This window comes from Candidatus Dadabacteria bacterium (assembly GCA_026706695.1).
In the GTDB taxonomy this organism is placed as follows: domain Bacteria; phylum Desulfobacterota_D; class UBA1144; order Nemesobacterales; family Nemesobacteraceae; genus Nemesobacter.
In genome coordinates, this window is record JAPOYE010000065.1 from 12,512 (window position 1) to 27,132 (window position 14,621).

A 14,621-nucleotide genomic window follows, 5' to 3' on the forward strand; every position below is an offset into this window, starting at 1 on the left:
CCCGAGCGCGTTTCGGCTCAGGCGTTCTCCAGGGCTTTTTTAAGCTCCGCGACTCTGTCTGTCTTCTCCCATGAGAAAGTTTCTTCGTTTCTCCCGAAATGGCCATAGGAAGCGGTTTTCCTGTAGATGGGTCTTCTTAGTCCGAGATGCGATATTATTCCCTCGGGAGTGAAGTCGAAAATCTCCCTTACTGCTTCTGAGATCTTCTCTTCCGCCACGGCAGCCGTGCCGAAGGTGTCGATCATCACCGAAACCGGTTCCGCGACTCCGATGGCGTAGGCAATCTGCACCTCGCAGCGTGAGGCCAGGGAGGCCGCGACTATGTTCTTTGCCACGTACCTTGCCATATAGGTTGCGCTCCTGTCGACCTTTGAGGGGTCTTTTCCAGAAAACGCCCCGCCGCCGTGTCTTGACCATCCGCCGTAGGTGTCGACTATGATTTTTCTTCCCGTAAGGCCCGTGTCTCCCATGGGTCCCCCGGTTACGAAGTTCCCCGTAGGGTTTATATGAATTTTCGTGCTCTCGGAAACAAGAGTTCCAATGCAGGGATTTATTACGTTCTCCCTGATTCCCTCCATTAGGTCACCGCGCGAGACTTCCTTTGAGTGCTGCGATGATATGACTACCGCGTCCACTCCGACCGGTTTCCCGTCCTCATACCTGAAGGTGACCTGGCTTTTTCCGTCTGGCCTCAGAAACGGCAGGGTGCCGTCTTTTCTTACCTCGGAGAGGCGCTTTGCCAGATTATGGGCATAGAGTATGGGGGAGGGCATGAATTCCGGGGTCTCATCGCACGCGTAGCCGAACATGAGCCCCTGGTCGCCGGCTCCTTTCTTGTCGACTCCAAGCGCTATGTCCGGGGACTGCCTGTCGATCGTTAGGAGGACCGAACAGGTATCCGCGTCAAATCCCATCGCGCTGTCCGTATAGCCGATCTCTCTTATCGTGTCCCTTGCTATCTGCCGTATGTCGACTTGGGCTTTTGTCGTTATCTCGGCGGAGATCACCACGAGGCCGGTTGTGATCAGTGTTTCGCACCCGACCCTGCTGCCTGGATCCTGCTCGATCATGGCGTCTAGTATCGCGTCTGATATCTGATCCGCAATCTTGTCAGGATGGCCTTCCGTTACGGATTCCGAGGTGAATATAAAGTTTTTAGGGGACATTAGGCGACCTCAAAAGTGCAAGTAATATAATTATTCTGGTTTTCCTGTCAAACGGGCCGTTGCTTTGCCGCTGCGGGTTCCTTGGTGGTGTGTTGCTCCCGCCGGTTTTTCAACTGAACAGGGTGCTTGAACTGGTATTATGGTTGCCTGATCCATGTGGAGGCGCGTGGGTTTTTGCCGTTGTTCGGGTAAAATACAAAAAAATCCCACTTGCACCCTGCGGAGAAAATGAAATGAAGAAACTCCTGGCTCCTTCAATACTCTCGTGCGACTATCTTCGCCTCGAAGACGAGGTGACCGCCGTTTGCGAGGCGGGCGCCGATCTTATACACGTGGACGTGATGGACGGGCATTTCGTTCCGAACATAAGCATAGGAATACCCATAGTGGAGGCGATTGCCCGGATGGAATCGCCTCCCCAGATGGATATACACCTGATGATCGATAGTCCCGAGAAATTCACGGAGAAATTCATAGACGCGGGTTCTCCTCACGTGAAAATTGTCACGGTCCAGATGGAGGCCTGCAACCTTCTCTACAGCGCCCTCTCATCCATAAGGTGGAGAGGGGTTATGACCGGGGTGGCCCTTAACCCCGCAACCCCGATCGGCGTGATCGAGGAAAAGCTGATGGAGCTTATAGACGTGATAGTGATAATGACCGTGGAGCCGGGATTCGGGGGTCAGAAATTCATTCCCGAGATGCTGTCGAAAATAAGAGACCTGAGGTCTCTTCTTGACAAGATGGATGGAGATGGAAAGAAGCCGCTTATTGAAGCTGACGGCGGGATAAATCTCGGGAACATAAGGGAAGTGATCGAGGCCGGAGCGGACATAGTGGTAACGGGGTCCGGAATATACAAGACGGAAAACTATGCCGATACGATGTCGGCCATGCGCGAGATGATGGAGTAGGGGCCAGACCCGAGGGCTACGTGTTTTTCCGGGGGAAGATGAAGTCTCAAGAGCGAAACTACATAGCCGACATAGAGCGGTATTTTCTCGGGCTTGCGGGAAAGGGCCTTATGCTTTCAGCCAGGGACTACAGTTTTATAAGGGAACTTGGCGAAAGATCAGTCTCAAAGGAAATGGTAATTAAGGCTATAGCCTACGGCTTTGAGCAAAAGAGGCAGAGGGGAGCCCAGGAGCCGAGGGGGCTTTTTAACCTAAGGCATGAAATTGAGGATTACCTGAGAACGCATTCGGTAGAACGGGAATCGAAACAGGCAACACCCCGGAACGCCGCTTTTACGAGAAGCAGTATAATAGAACAGGTCCTAAAGAGGCTTGACAGGATCATAGTTGAGGAAAAAAGAGAGGATATACGGGGGAAATACGAGGAACTCAGGCGCAGGGTTGGAGAGACGGACGGCGCGGGGTCCGCTAACATATACAAACAGTTTGATTTGTTGTGGCGGGATTTCATGGGGGGTGTTTTCTCAGGTCTTTCCGCCGAGAGGCAAAAGCAGATAACCGATGCCGCGCTGAGCAGGATTCCCGCCAAGGCGAAACTCTACGACGAGGATGCCAGGAGAAAGACCCTTAACGCCTTCAGGGATGAAATCGTATGCGAGACTCTCGGCATAAATAATGTTTTCACGATGAAGTAACATGGCCAGAAGAAAACGGATCATTATGGATTGTCGAAAATGTTCCGGCGGTGGGTACATGATCTCACCTGAGAACGGTCAGTACGCCCGCGCGGAGGTCTGCGACTGCGTTTCCGAATGCAGTGACTGCGGGGGGACCGGAACGGTATTTTTGGTGAATGAAAGAGGCTACAGGTATCTTGAGCGCTGCGGGCTCTGCGGAATGGTGAGGCTTAAGGTCAGAAGGTACAACAACGCGAAGATTCCTTCAAAGTACGCCGGCGTTCTTCAGTCAGACGATATAGACCCCCGTGACAACAGCCAGTTTGAGGCAATGACCTACGTGAAGTCGTTTGTCGACAAGTACCCGGAGGAAAAAGGCTTTCTGCTTATGGGAGGTCCCGGGCTTGCCAAAACACGCCTGGCAGTAGGGGCCATAGCGGAGCTTACGCTTCAGAAAGCCGTTGAATGCGTGTTTACCGATTTCTTCTTTCTGCTTGGAGACCTGCGGAAGGCGTATTCCGAGGGAATTCCCGAAAACGAGATAATAGGACCGCTAATAAGCGCGGAAATTCTGGTTATAGACGAGATGGGGAAAGGCAAGAGTTCCGAATGGGAGCAGAACATCCTCGATCAGCTTATCTCCAAGCGTTACAACTCCTCAAAGAAGACTCTTGTTACCACCAATTATGTGGCCAGGGAGTCACTGCCCAATAAATCCAGGAATAAAAAAACGGAAATACTTGAGGACAGGGTGGGGGAGAGGATAGCTTCAAGGCTTTATGAGATGTGCACCCCGCTTTTCATCGAGGGAAGCGATTACAGGAAAAGCGAAATCTCCTCGTAAGATGTCGCCCGGTTCAACCGGGAGATTGGAAGCTATCGTCACGCCGGCATGGTTTCAATAAGAATTTATTGTGGGGATTATTGATGTTTGTTTTTCTTTAGTGGCGGAGGTGATGTTATGGGAAAGATGAAGGACAGGTCATCAGGCATGGTAAATATCTCCGTGAAGGTTCCTGCTGAAATTGCCGAAATACTGGGCAAGGTATCGAAAGCGGAGGAAAGGCCAAAAAGCTATTACTTAAGGAAGGGATTGGAACTGTTTTTGATGGCTAGGCTGGAGAATTTGGAGGACCATGAAGAGGCTGCCGAAGCTTACAAGGAATTTATGGCCTCAGGGGAAAAATCGGTTTCCTTTTCTGAACTCAAGGAAGAACTGAACCTTTAGAGTTATACCACTGCCACTGCCTGATCTAAAAGTTCCAATATTTCGAATAAATTCTTCTGATTTCCGAGACGGTATGTTCGCAGGTTGTCCGCTTGGGATCAAAACCGGTATCCGATGTTTTAAGATCGAGTATCTCCTCTATGACCGACTTCATGATCAGTCCCATCTCCGCCGTGTTGTAGCCGCCCTCAAGCAAAAAGGCGATATTTCCACCGCAGTGTCTCTCGGCGAGTCGCATAACGAATCTTGTAAGCCTGGCGAAACCTTCCGAGGTAACCAGCATTCCTCCCAGCGGATCGATCTGGTAAGCGTCAAAGCCCGCGGAGATGAGAATGAATTCCGGGGAATACTGTTCCACCACGGGTTCGAGTATCTCGGCGAAGATTCTGAGGTAATCTTCATCTCCCAGCATCGCGGGGCAGGGGACGTTAACCGTGTACCCAAGTCCCTCTTTGTATCCGAGTTCCTTTAAGCTTCCTGTGCCGGGGTAAAACGGGAACTGGTGCACAGAAAAGAAGAGCACACTGCTTGAATCATAGAAGATATGCTGGGTGCCGTTCCCGTGGTGCACGTCCCAGTCTATGATCAGGACTCTTTCAAGACCGCAGTTGGCCAACAGGTGGGCCCCGGCGACCGCCATGTGATTAAACAGGCAGAACCCCATCGCCCTGTCGTGTTCAGCGTGATGTCCGGGAGGACGGGGGAGTACGAACGCGGTATCGATTTTCCCTGAAAGAATATCGTTTACCGAGCATATAAGCCCCCCGGAACCCGCAAGCGCGGCGTCAAAAGAAACTTCGCACGTAGAGGTGTCGGCATCAAGCTGCGAGAACTCCTTGCCGGAGGTGCTTTTGACCATATCGAAATAGGGCTTGCTGTGTACGAGAGTGATCTCTTCCTCCGTCGCGGGCCTTGTGTCGGCGGAAACCGTTTTCTCCATAAGACCCGAACTCTCAAGCGCTCCCAGAATGCTGGTCAGTCTTTCCGGACACTCCGGATGTCCGGGAGGGTTCTGGTGAGCCAGGAAAAGATCGTTACTTACTATCGAGAGTCTCTTCATTTTGGATCGTCTCTTTAAGATAACCTATCAGGTAAAAGGAACCACAAACACAAGCTGCTTCTCCGTAGCTAAGAAGCTTTTCATATGCCTCCAGAGGGTCTTTTACCGTCTCGACCGAGTCGAACTGTCCCCGGGTAAGCGCCAGAATTTTTTCCGTTCCCAAAGACTTCTTGACTCCGGCAAGTTCCGTTATGATCAGTTTTCCCGAAACGCGGGAGAGCGTCTCGGTGAATCCTCCGATGTCTTTGTTCTCAAGCATCGTTATCAGGAAATTGAATTTTTTCCCCGGATGATAAAACTCAAGGGACTTAACAAGGTTCTCCCCCGCGGCGAGGTTGTGCGCGCCGTCGATTATAACGGGAGTTTCCCTGTTCAAGTATTCCATTCGCCCCCCCAGGCTGACTCCCGCAAGAGCCTCTTTTATTTTTTCCGGGTCCGTTTTGTAGCGGGTATGCATTGTCAGCAACTCGGCTGCCGCTATGGATATAACGGCGTTTTCCACCTGGTGCGTGCCCGCGAGGGAGATTCTGAGTCCCGGAATGTTCCACCTGGGCCCCATGTAATCGAAGCTCAGATCTTCTTTTTCCCCGTAAGTGAACTCTGCTCCGATTCTGTGGCATGTTGAGGAGTTCTCCCGGACCCTGCGCTCGATTACCGAGAGGGCTTCGCCCGTGCATCCTGTCACCACGAGACCGTTTTTTTTGATTATTCCGGCTTTTTCCCCGGCAATCTCACCCAAAGTGTTTCCCAGGTATTCGGTGTGGTCAAAGGACACGTTCGTTATGACGCCTGCCAGGTGATCGCATACGTTTGTCGAGTCCCATCTCCCGCCCATTCCTACTTCAAGCACGCCTACATCTATTGACTTGCCGTTGAAATGAAGAAATGCGGCTGCCGTGAGCGTTTCGAAATAACTGAGCTCCACGCCAATTCTGGCGCAGGCGGCAAAAACCGTGCCGAGGGTTTCTTCGAGCTGCTCCCAGGTTATTTCCTCTCCGTCTACTTTTATTCTTTCCGTGACGTTGATCAGGTGAGGGGAGGTAAAGAGACCTGCGCGATAGCCGTTCACCTCGAATATTGACGCGATACAGGCCGCCACGGACCCCTTGCCGTTAGTTCCGGCAACGGCGACGTAATCCTTTTTCCTGTGAGGAAACCCCAGTTCTTCAAGAACCGCGGTGATTCTGCCGAGCTCCGGTTTTACGCTGTCCACTCCCTTTAGGCGGAGTTTTTTCAGATTCTCAAACATTTTGGGCCTACAGGGTTAAAGATAGCACATGCCGGCTTGATATCCCTCCTAGGTTGCAGGAGCGTTTTTTTCGAATCCGCAAGGGCGGGACGGAGATCCGAGTTTGGGTGATCAGTCCTCAAGTATAACTACGGCGACGGAGTATTCCCCGTCGTGTGATATGGTGGTATGAATTCGGGTCAGGCCCCTTTGTTCAGCGATTTCCTTTGTGCTTCCCCTGAGGTCTATGAAGGGTTTTCCAAGCTCGTTGCGCTTGACCGCTATGTTGTGAAATTTTATTCCCCGTCTGAACCCGGTGCCTAGCGCCTTCACGAAGGCTTCCTTGACCGCGTAGTTGGCGGCATAGCTTATGTTTCTGTTTTTGCCGTCACCATTTTGCGCGAGTTCATCATCGGTGAAGACTTTTCGAAGGAATTTCTCCCCCCACCTCTCAATAAGGTTCTCTATGCGACTGTTACGAACCATATCGATGCCTATGCCTGAAACCATCTCTTTTTGCCTTATGCCCTGCTGTAGAGAAATACTATAGCAGATCAATCATGTCTCTTACGGCTTCCTCCATTCCGGAGAGAACCGCCCGTGAAATTATGCTGTGGCCGATGTTGAGTTCCTCAATCCCGTCTATCTGTGAAACCGCGGTCACGTTAACGTAGTTGAGCCCGTGACCGGCGGATACCCTGAGTCGGTGGGAGAGGGCGTCTTCCGTTGATTTTCTGATCTTGTCAAGTTCCATCATCATCCCGGTCTCGTCGCGGGCGTTTGCGTAACTTCCAGTGTGGAGTTCAACCATATGAGCGCCGGTCTGCGCGGAGGCGCTTATCTGTTCGGGGTCAGGGTCTATGAAAATGCTTACGAACAGCCCGGAACTCTTCAGTTTTTCAATCCCCGCGGCAATTCTCTCCGTATCCCCGCGCACGTCAAGTCCTCCTTCAGTGGTTATCTCCTGCCTTTTTTCCGGAACAAGGGTCACGACGTCGGGAAGCGTCTCGCACGCAATCTCGATCATTTCATCCGTTACGGCCATTTCCATGTTAAGCTTCGTCCGCACCGTCTGTCTCAGCAGAAGAAGGTCCCTTTCCTGAATGTGTCGGCGGTCTTCACGAAGGTGGACCACTATTCCGCTCGCTCCGGCCAGTTCAGCCTGCGCGGCTGCGGTCACGGGGTCGGGCTCGTCTCCCATCCTTGCCTGTCTCAGGGTTGCCACATGGTCAACGTTTACGTTCAGCCTGGTTTTCATCTACAGATTTCCTGTTCCTATGCTCTCGCTTATTACGGAAGATACTCGGGAAGCGATTCCGTTTATCAGGGTTTCATCCTCTCCCTCCACCATTACCCGCGCCAGCAGTTCGGTTCCGGAATACCTGAGGTTTATTCTTCCCTTGTCTCCAAGGATTTTTTCAGATTCCCTGACGATTTCGACAAGCCCCGGGATCTGCTCAAACGGTTTTTTCTCTTTGATTTCAAGACTGTTAAGAACCTGGGGAAACATATCTATTACCCCGGCGAGCTCAGAAAGCGGTTTCCCCTTTCTTTTCATTATGCCCAGAATCTGAAGCGAGGCCAGCAAGCCGTCTCCCGTTGTCGAGTGGTCAAGAAACAGCAGGTGACCCGATTTCTCGCCTCCCAGGTTTGCTCCCAGTTCTCTCATTGCTTCTACCACGTACCTGTCTCCCACGCGGGTTCTCTCAAGTCTGAGGCCTTTTGCATTGAGGTAGTTCTCAAGGGCCATGTTGCTCATCTGGGTAGCCACCACGGTGTCCGTTGCCAGGGTGCCGGCTTCAAGCATTTCGGATGAGCAGATCGCGAGCACATGGTCGCCGTCAACCCCATTTCCGTTTTCATCGCAGAAAACCACCCTGTCCGCGTCTCCGTCAAGCGCTATTCCTATGTCGGAACCACTTCGCACTACTTCTTCGCAGAGTATTTCGGGGCGCAGGCTTCCGCAGTCAACGTTTATGTTCGTCCCATTGGGCTCAGTGCCGATCGTGATCACCTCGGCCCCAAGTTCCTCGAAGATTATGGGTGCGACCTTGTACGCGGCTCCGTTGGCGCAGTCAACCACGATCTTCACCCCGTCGAGCGTAAGATCATCAGGGAAGGTGTTTTTGAGAAACACTATGTAGCGTCCGACCGCGTCCTCGATTCTTTTCGCCTTTCCCGTCAGGGGAGGGGGGCTTAGCTGTTTTTCTCCGAGAACCATGTTCTCTATTTCAGCCTCCGTTGTGTCCGGGAGCTTGAAGCCCGTGGAATCGAATATCTTTATTCCGTTATCGGTGTAGGGATTGTGCGACGCGGAGATGACCACGCCGGCCGTGGCTCTCATGTTTGAAGTGAGAAAGGCTATGGCCGGAGTGGGCAGGGGACCAACGAGCAGTACGTCGGCTCCCATGGACGTTATGCCCGAGGCTATTGCCTGTTCGAAGACGTAGCCTGAAAGGCGGGTGTCTTTGCCGACGAGTATCTTCACGTGGCCGCCCGTTTTCCCGGACAGATATTTTGTGAGCGCTTTTCCGAGGGCAAGCGATACCTCGGGGGTCATTGGATAGGTGTTGGTAACCCCCCTTATTCCATCGGTTCCAAAAATCTTTCTTTCGGGAAATTCAGATGCGGACTTTTTCATGATTTACGTCTTCGGGGATTCTTCCGGGGGAGGCGGTTTGACCCTGACCCTGACACTCGTCGGAGAGGTCTTCGTAAGTTTCAGCAGGTCCGAACTTGGATACTGAACTTTTACCCTGAGTCTTTTCAGCCTGCTCTCGCCCATCTCTGCCCCGTCTATGAAAACTTTGACATCGTTGCTCGTAAGGTCGTTGATGGTCTTGTAGGGACCATTGAATACCAGTGTGGCCTTAAGCTCGGGAGTTGTAGTGTATTCGAGTTTTCCGAAATTCCGGGGAACTATGTCGACGTCCCGAAACTCCTTGGACAGTATTATCTCTTTTATGTAAACCGTTACGTTCACGTGATCGCCTTCGAGGACTTCCATGTACTGGGAGGGCAGCTGCAGCTGCACCGGCGCCGTGAACTCGGCTTTTTCGCCTTCAAGCTTTATTTTCGCCGTTTCTATGCTTTCCAGCTTGCCAAGCTGCGAAGCGGGCCCTTTTACCTTTACGAATTGCGGGACGATCTTTAATTTCTTCGATATCTCGTAGCCGGAGTCCGGTTCTCCGAGCACGGGTTTCACTTTGAATCTTTTCGTCACAAGCATATCTATGTTAAGAGAGAGCTTCGAGGGCCTCGCAGCGACTATATCGATTCCTCTGGGAACTATCTGCGATGCCGCGCGCTTTAAGTCTATTTTAAGAACACCCCGTTCCGTTTTCTGCAGGTCAACGGGAATTGACTTGTTCGAGAAGGCAAATGAAGAGAGCAGGTTTCTCGCTCCCCTGAGAGAGAGGTCAATATTTTCGGGGGCATTGTTCACGATAATAAGATCTTCAGGCAGGCCACTTAGGTGAAGCGGAATCCTGACGTCCCTTTCCACGTCAAGTTCGAAGTTCGTAAATGCCCAGAGAATTACCGCCAGCGCGAGTGCGATTGTTTTTTTTGTAAGACCTTGAAAGAAAGGTTTTTTCTCCATCAGGCTTTTCCTGCCTGGCCTGCTTTTATGCTGCTCAGGTTCTCGGTGGTAAGTTCGGAAACCAGACTCGGCTTAAGCAATTTATCGTTAGCGATTCTTTTAAGTTCTCCGTCCGCCGCCAGCGAGATCTTCCCCGTTTCCTCGGACACGATTACAACGACAGCGTCAGTCTCGTTGGAGAGCTTTATTGCCGCCCTGTGCCTTGTTCCAAGCTCCGTTCCCAGTTCAAGGTCCGTACTGATCGGGAAAAAGCACCCGGCTGAAACAATAACGTCGTCTTTGACTATCACTCCTCCGTCGTGAAGAGGGGACGCCGGGTTGAAAATGGTTATAAGCATCTCGCTTGATAAGCTGGTGTTAATAGGTCTTCCGGGAAACACTCTTAGGCTCTCCTGCCTTTCAATGGCTATCAGGGCTCCGATTTTCCTTGAAGAGAGAAAAGAGCAGGCATCCCCCAGCTCTTCTATCATTGCTTCGTTTGCGGCATGTTTTGCGAAACTGAAGAGAAGAGGTTTTTTCCCTATGTTCGCAAGCCCTCTTCTTATGTCATCCTGGAAGAGAATTATTATTATGAGGATAGCGAAGCCGAGAAAGTGGGTAAGCACCCAGTTGAGCGTGAAAAACCCCCATTTCCTCGAGGCGAAGTAAAGAACTGCCATAGCCACGAGTCCTACCAGGATCTGCGAGCTTCTGGTTCCCTCTATGGCCTTCAGTACGTAGAAAAATATTATGGCGACGATCAGGATATCCAGACTGTCGGAAAAGAATCGAAAGTTCTGTATGGTAGAATCTGTCATATCCTAGTTAGCCCCGTATATGCTCTTTACCGTCCTAATCGCCTGCACTGTCTCAAGTACATCATGAACTCTTACGATAGAAATACCCTTGAGCATTGATATTATTACTGAACAGACGGATCCTATCAATCTTTGCTCGGCAAGCGGACTCCCCAGGATTTCTCCTATAAAGGATTTTCGCGAGGTTCCAATGCAGACCGGAAACCCGAGCCGGCAGAATTCCTCGAGCTTTCTTATGATTTCGAGGTTCTGCGGGGTGGTTTTTCCGAATCCGATGCCTGGGTCAATTATTATGTGGTCCCGCGGCACTCCAGCCTCCATTGCCGTCTGAGCCGAATTCAAAAGAAAGTCCGCTATATCGGGAATAAGCGAACTGTATTGGGTTTTCTCCTGCATGTCCAGCGGGCGTGAACTTGTGTGGGTGAGTACGATTGCGGCTCCTTTCTCCGATACTTTCTGCGCCACCTGCGGTTCGAAACTCAGTCCGCTTATATCGTTTACCATCGAGGCTCCGCACCCAAGAGCCTCCTCGGCGACAGCCGCTTTTGTGGTGTCGACGGATATTACGGTGTCAAATTCCACCGAAGCCGCCTCTATTACCGGTATAACCCTGTCAAGCTCCTCTTCCGTGCTCACGCCGAGGGAACCCGGCCTTGTGGATTCTCCTCCTATGTCAATAATATCGGCCCCGTCTCTGATTAAAGAGGCGATTCTCCCGAGAGCTTTTTGGGGATCGTTGTACGCTCCGCCGTCATAAAAGGAGTCCGGAGTCATGTTCACAATACCCATGACGAGGGGTTTTTGGCTGAGATCCAGTTCTTTTGAACCGAGTTTTATCAAATGATGTTCTGGTGCGTTCTGATTTGCTTTATGGACTGAAGACTTTAGCAAACGGCTTTTACTCCCGGTTTTGCAGAGACAGCCAGAAAACAGCGGCGGGGCAGGGCAGAACCCTAGGAATCAGACCCTGCTGGTTATATCGAACGGCTTTTTCACTTCCGGCCTGAACTCACGTGTTTTTGACACCAGTTCGTCAAGTTCCGCCGAGTCTATAACTTCTTTTTCCAGAAGCAGGGAAGAGAGCTCATGCAGAAGATCCAGATTGTCTCCGAGGAGCTTCATTACCTCGTCGTAGCTTTCGTTCACGATCTTCCTTGTCTCCTGATCGATCTGCACCGCGGTATCTTCGCTGTAATCGCTTTTTCTCGATATTTCCCTGCCTAGGAAAGGCTGCTGTTCCCCTTTGCCGAAAGTTACCGGTCCCACAACTTCGCTCATTCCCCATTCGCATACCATTTTTTTGGCTATGTCGGTAACTCTCTCAAGGTCGTTTGCAGCGCCGCTGGTTCTTTCTGAGAACACAAGTTCTTCGGCGGCCCTGCCTCCCAGAAGCACCTTTATGGTGGAAATCAGATAACTCCTCGAAAGGGTGTACTTGTCTTCAAGGGGGAGCTGCTGAGTAACTCCGAGAGCCATTCCTCTCGGTATGATCGTCACCTTGTGTATGGGGTCGGCCTCGGGAGTCAGTTTCGCTACGAGCGCGTGTCCGGCCTCGTGGTAAGCGGTGATTTTTTTCTCTTTTTCGCTTATCAGCATACTTTTTCTCTCAACTCCCATTGTGACCTTGTCTTTTGCGTATTCAAAGTCTTCTATGGAGACCTGTTCCTTGTCGTTGCGGGCGGCATGAAGAACCGACTCGTTGACCAGATTTTCAAGGTCGGCTCCGGAGAAACCCGGGGTGGACCTGGCGATCACCGAAAGATCAACGTCATCAGCCATCGGGGTGTCTTTTGAATGAACGACCAAGATGGCTTCTCTTCCCCTGACATCCGGCCTCGGGACGACAACCTGGCGATCAAACCTCCCGGGTCTCAGAAGCGCCGGGTCAAGCACGTCCGGGCGGTTCGTGGCGGCCATGACTATAATGCCTTCGTTTCCTTCAAAGCCGTCCATCTCGACCAGAAGCTGGTTAAGGGTCTGCTCCCTTTCGTCGTGGCCTCCTCCTAGTCCTGCTCCCCTGTGTCTTCCCACGGCGTCGAGTTCGTCAACGAATATTATGCAAGGGGCGTTTTTCTTGGCCTGTATGAACAGGTCCCTTACCCTTGAAGCTCCGACTCCGACGAACATCTCCACGAAGTCACTACCGCTTATGATGAAAAACGGTACTCCCGCTTCTCCGGCTATGGCCTTTGCCAGAAGTGTTTTTCCCGTTCCCGGGGGACCGACCAGAAGAACTCCTTTAGGTATTCTTCCTCCAAGCCGCGTGAATTTCTCCGGACTTTTTAGGAACTCCACTATTTCGCTTACTTCCTCTTTTGCCTCCTCAACTCCGGCCACGTCCTTGAAGGTGATCTTGTTCTGTTCATCGGAGAGCATCCTCGCGCGGTTTTTTCCGAAGCTCATCGCCTTCGTGCCCCCGGCCTGTACCTGTCTCATGAAAAAGACCATTAGGGCAACCAGTATGAAAAGAGGGCCCCAGTTTATCAGTATCTGTGTAAGCGAACTTTGTTTGCGACGGGAAAAACTGAACTCCACGCCGCTTTGCTCAAGCTTTGCGATAAGGAGTTCTCCCGCGGGGCCGGTGGTTGTGAATCCCCGGTCTTCGGGGTCGGCGTTTTTAAGCTCTCCCCTTATCATGTTTTCGCCGAACTCTATCTTGGCTATCCTGTCATTGTCCAGGTGTTCCAGGAATTTGCTGTAGGATATCTCCGAGTAGACGTTTGCCGAGGTGTTCATGAACTGGTACACGGCGAACACTCCGACGAACATGGCCACCCAGAGCACAAGGTTTTTAAAAATATTTGCTGACATGCGTCGTTATTCCTCTGTCTTTACGCAACTTTCACGCGGATAAACATATCCAAAGAGTAAAATAACATAGTTAAATTTTCATTTCAAACGGGTTTTTTAATCGTAAAGGTCGGTACCCAGGTACATTTCTCCGCTGTCGCAGAAAGTTACAAGCACCTGGCCGCCGTCTCGAAGTTCTTCTGAGATCCCAAGGGCAGCGCTGAGGCAGGCTCCCGAAGATATTCCGACCAGTATGCCTTCCTCGGAAGCGAGAGTCTTGGTGCATTCACGGGCATCTTCCGTGGAGACCGCGTAGATCCTGTCAATCACGCCGGTATCGAGTTTCTCGGGAACAAAACCGGGCGATATTCCGCAGATGCCGTGAGGACCTTCCTTTCCCTCGGAAAGAGTAGGGCATTCGGTGGGTTCGACCACCACTACCTTGAGGTCGGGATAGATTTTTTTGAGTTCGGAGCCCACTCCCATTACCGTTCCCCCGCTTCCGACTCCGCACACAAAGGCATCGAGATGTCCCGGTATCTGGTTTTTTATTTCTTTTGCGGTCTCCTCGCGGTGAATCTCTATGTCCGCGGTGTTTTTGAACTGGTCAAGAAAATAGGAATCCGGGTTTTCGCGTTCTATCTCACGAGCCTTTTCTCTCGATCCTCGAAGCCCTAAGCTTGGATCGGTAAGAACCGCCTGCCCCTTAAATGCTTTTATTACCTGGATTTTCTCTTTTGCCGTATTCTCGGGCATAACAACGGTGAAGTCGTAGCCGCCTGCCCGGCAGCAGAGGGCTATTCCTATCGCGGTGTTCCCGCTTGACGCTTCGATCACGGTTGTTTTACCGGGTTCTATCAGGTTTTCATGCTCCGCTTGTCTTAGCATGGCGATACATGCCCTGTCCTTTATGCTGCCAGCGGGGTTTAAGTTCTCAAGCTTTGCCCATATCTTTGAGCGTCCGTCTTTCGGTACGCTTCTGAGCTTTATTACCGGAGTGTTGCCGATGCAGTCAATCAGGTTTGCCATTTCGTGTTTTTCGTGCGGATTTTCCGTGCCCGGTCAATACACAGAATTATAGTCAAATCTGGTGTACAAGAGCAAAATCAAGCGGCGACCTGATTGTCTGATTTCACCTCTGTTGTTTTGTCCGTTGTCTC

General features: G+C 51.4%; 15 protein-coding genes. 4 read left to right on the forward strand and 11 right to left on the reverse strand.

Annotation, left to right across the window (positions count from 1 at the left end):
* Positions 1-17 precede the first annotated feature (17 nt).
* Entirely contained in the window at positions 18-1,166 is a 1,149-nt protein-coding gene (gene metK / locus OXG10_04805; GenBank protein ID MCY3826683.1) for a methionine adenosyltransferase, read from the reverse strand.
* Between the two features lie 233 nt (positions 1,167-1,399).
* Here metK and rpe point away from each other — a divergent pair, with 233 nt between their 5' ends.
* The 4 genes from rpe to OXG10_04825 all read left to right on the forward strand — a co-directional run bounded on the left by rpe (position 1,400) and on the right by OXG10_04825 (position 3,985).
* Positions 1,400-2,080: a ribulose-phosphate 3-epimerase gene (gene rpe / locus OXG10_04810; protein MCY3826684.1), complete on the forward strand. Its 681-nt coding sequence runs from the start codon at positions 1,400-1,402 to the stop codon at positions 2,078-2,080.
* 38 nt (positions 2,081-2,118) lie between these two features.
* Positions 2,119-2,775, forward strand: a complete 657-nt coding sequence (locus OXG10_04815) for a hypothetical protein (GenBank protein ID MCY3826685.1) — start codon at positions 2,119-2,121, stop codon at positions 2,773-2,775.
* 58 nt (positions 2,776-2,833) lie between these two features.
* Complete coding sequence (locus OXG10_04820; GenBank protein ID MCY3826686.1) at positions 2,834-3,601, forward strand: ATP-binding protein; 768 nt, start codon at positions 2,834-2,836, stop codon at positions 3,599-3,601.
* Between the two features lie 117 nt (positions 3,602-3,718).
* Complete coding sequence (locus OXG10_04825) at positions 3,719-3,985, forward strand: hypothetical protein (GenBank protein MCY3826687.1); 267 nt, start codon at positions 3,719-3,721, stop codon at positions 3,983-3,985.
* 25 nt (positions 3,986-4,010) lie between these two features.
* Here the strand turns inward: OXG10_04825 and OXG10_04830 are convergent, their stop codons facing one another.
* The 10 genes from OXG10_04830 to OXG10_04875 form a co-directional block, all read right to left on the reverse strand.
* On the reverse strand, positions 4,011-5,045 hold the full coding sequence (locus OXG10_04830; GenBank protein MCY3826688.1) for a histone deacetylase: 1,035 nt from the start codon (positions 5,043-5,045) through the stop codon (positions 4,011-4,013).
* The gene (locus OXG10_04835) at positions 5,020-6,294 is read right to left on the reverse strand and encodes a Mur ligase family protein (GenBank protein ID MCY3826689.1); all 1,275 of its coding nucleotides are present in this window, start codon (positions 6,292-6,294) and stop codon (positions 5,020-5,022) included. Before OXG10_04835 ends, OXG10_04830 begins: the two co-directional genes overlap by 26 nt.
* A 111-nt stretch (positions 6,295-6,405) precedes the next feature.
* A complete protein-coding gene (gene acpS, locus OXG10_04840) occupies positions 6,406-6,783 on the reverse strand; it encodes a holo-ACP synthase (protein ID MCY3826690.1) in 378 nt (125 codons plus the stop codon).
* 34 nt (positions 6,784-6,817) lie between these two features.
* Complete coding sequence (locus OXG10_04845; GenBank protein ID MCY3826691.1) at positions 6,818-7,531, reverse strand: pyridoxine 5'-phosphate synthase; 714 nt, start codon at positions 7,529-7,531, stop codon at positions 6,818-6,820.
* The gene (gene glmM / locus OXG10_04850) at positions 7,532-8,914 is read right to left on the reverse strand and encodes a phosphoglucosamine mutase (protein MCY3826692.1); all 1,383 of its coding nucleotides are present in this window, start codon (positions 8,912-8,914) and stop codon (positions 7,532-7,534) included.
* 3 nt (positions 8,915-8,917) lie between these two features.
* Positions 8,918-9,874 (reverse strand): CdaR family protein, encoded by a 957-nt coding sequence (locus OXG10_04855; protein ID MCY3826693.1) that lies wholly within the window; start codon positions 9,872-9,874, stop codon positions 8,918-8,920.
* Positions 9,874-10,671 carry a diadenylate cyclase CdaA gene (gene cdaA, locus OXG10_04860; GenBank protein ID MCY3826694.1) on the reverse strand — a complete coding sequence of 266 codons (798 nt, stop codon included), beginning with the start codon at positions 10,669-10,671 and terminating at the stop codon, positions 9,874-9,876. Before cdaA ends, OXG10_04855 begins: the two co-directional genes overlap by 1 nt.
* Before the next feature lie 3 nt (positions 10,672-10,674).
* Entirely contained in the window at positions 10,675-11,511 is an 837-nt protein-coding gene (gene folP, locus OXG10_04865; GenBank protein ID MCY3826695.1) for a dihydropteroate synthase, read from the reverse strand.
* Between the two features lie 120 nt (positions 11,512-11,631).
* Positions 11,632-13,482, reverse strand: coding sequence for an ATP-dependent zinc metalloprotease FtsH (gene ftsH, locus OXG10_04870; protein MCY3826696.1), 1,851 nt, complete (start codon positions 13,480-13,482; stop codon positions 11,632-11,634).
* Between the two features lie 96 nt (positions 13,483-13,578).
* Positions 13,579-14,490 carry a cysteine synthase family protein gene (locus tag OXG10_04875; GenBank protein MCY3826697.1) on the reverse strand — a complete coding sequence of 304 codons (912 nt, stop codon included), beginning with the start codon at positions 14,488-14,490 and terminating at the stop codon, positions 13,579-13,581.
* Positions 14,491-14,621: the final 131 nt, after the last annotated feature.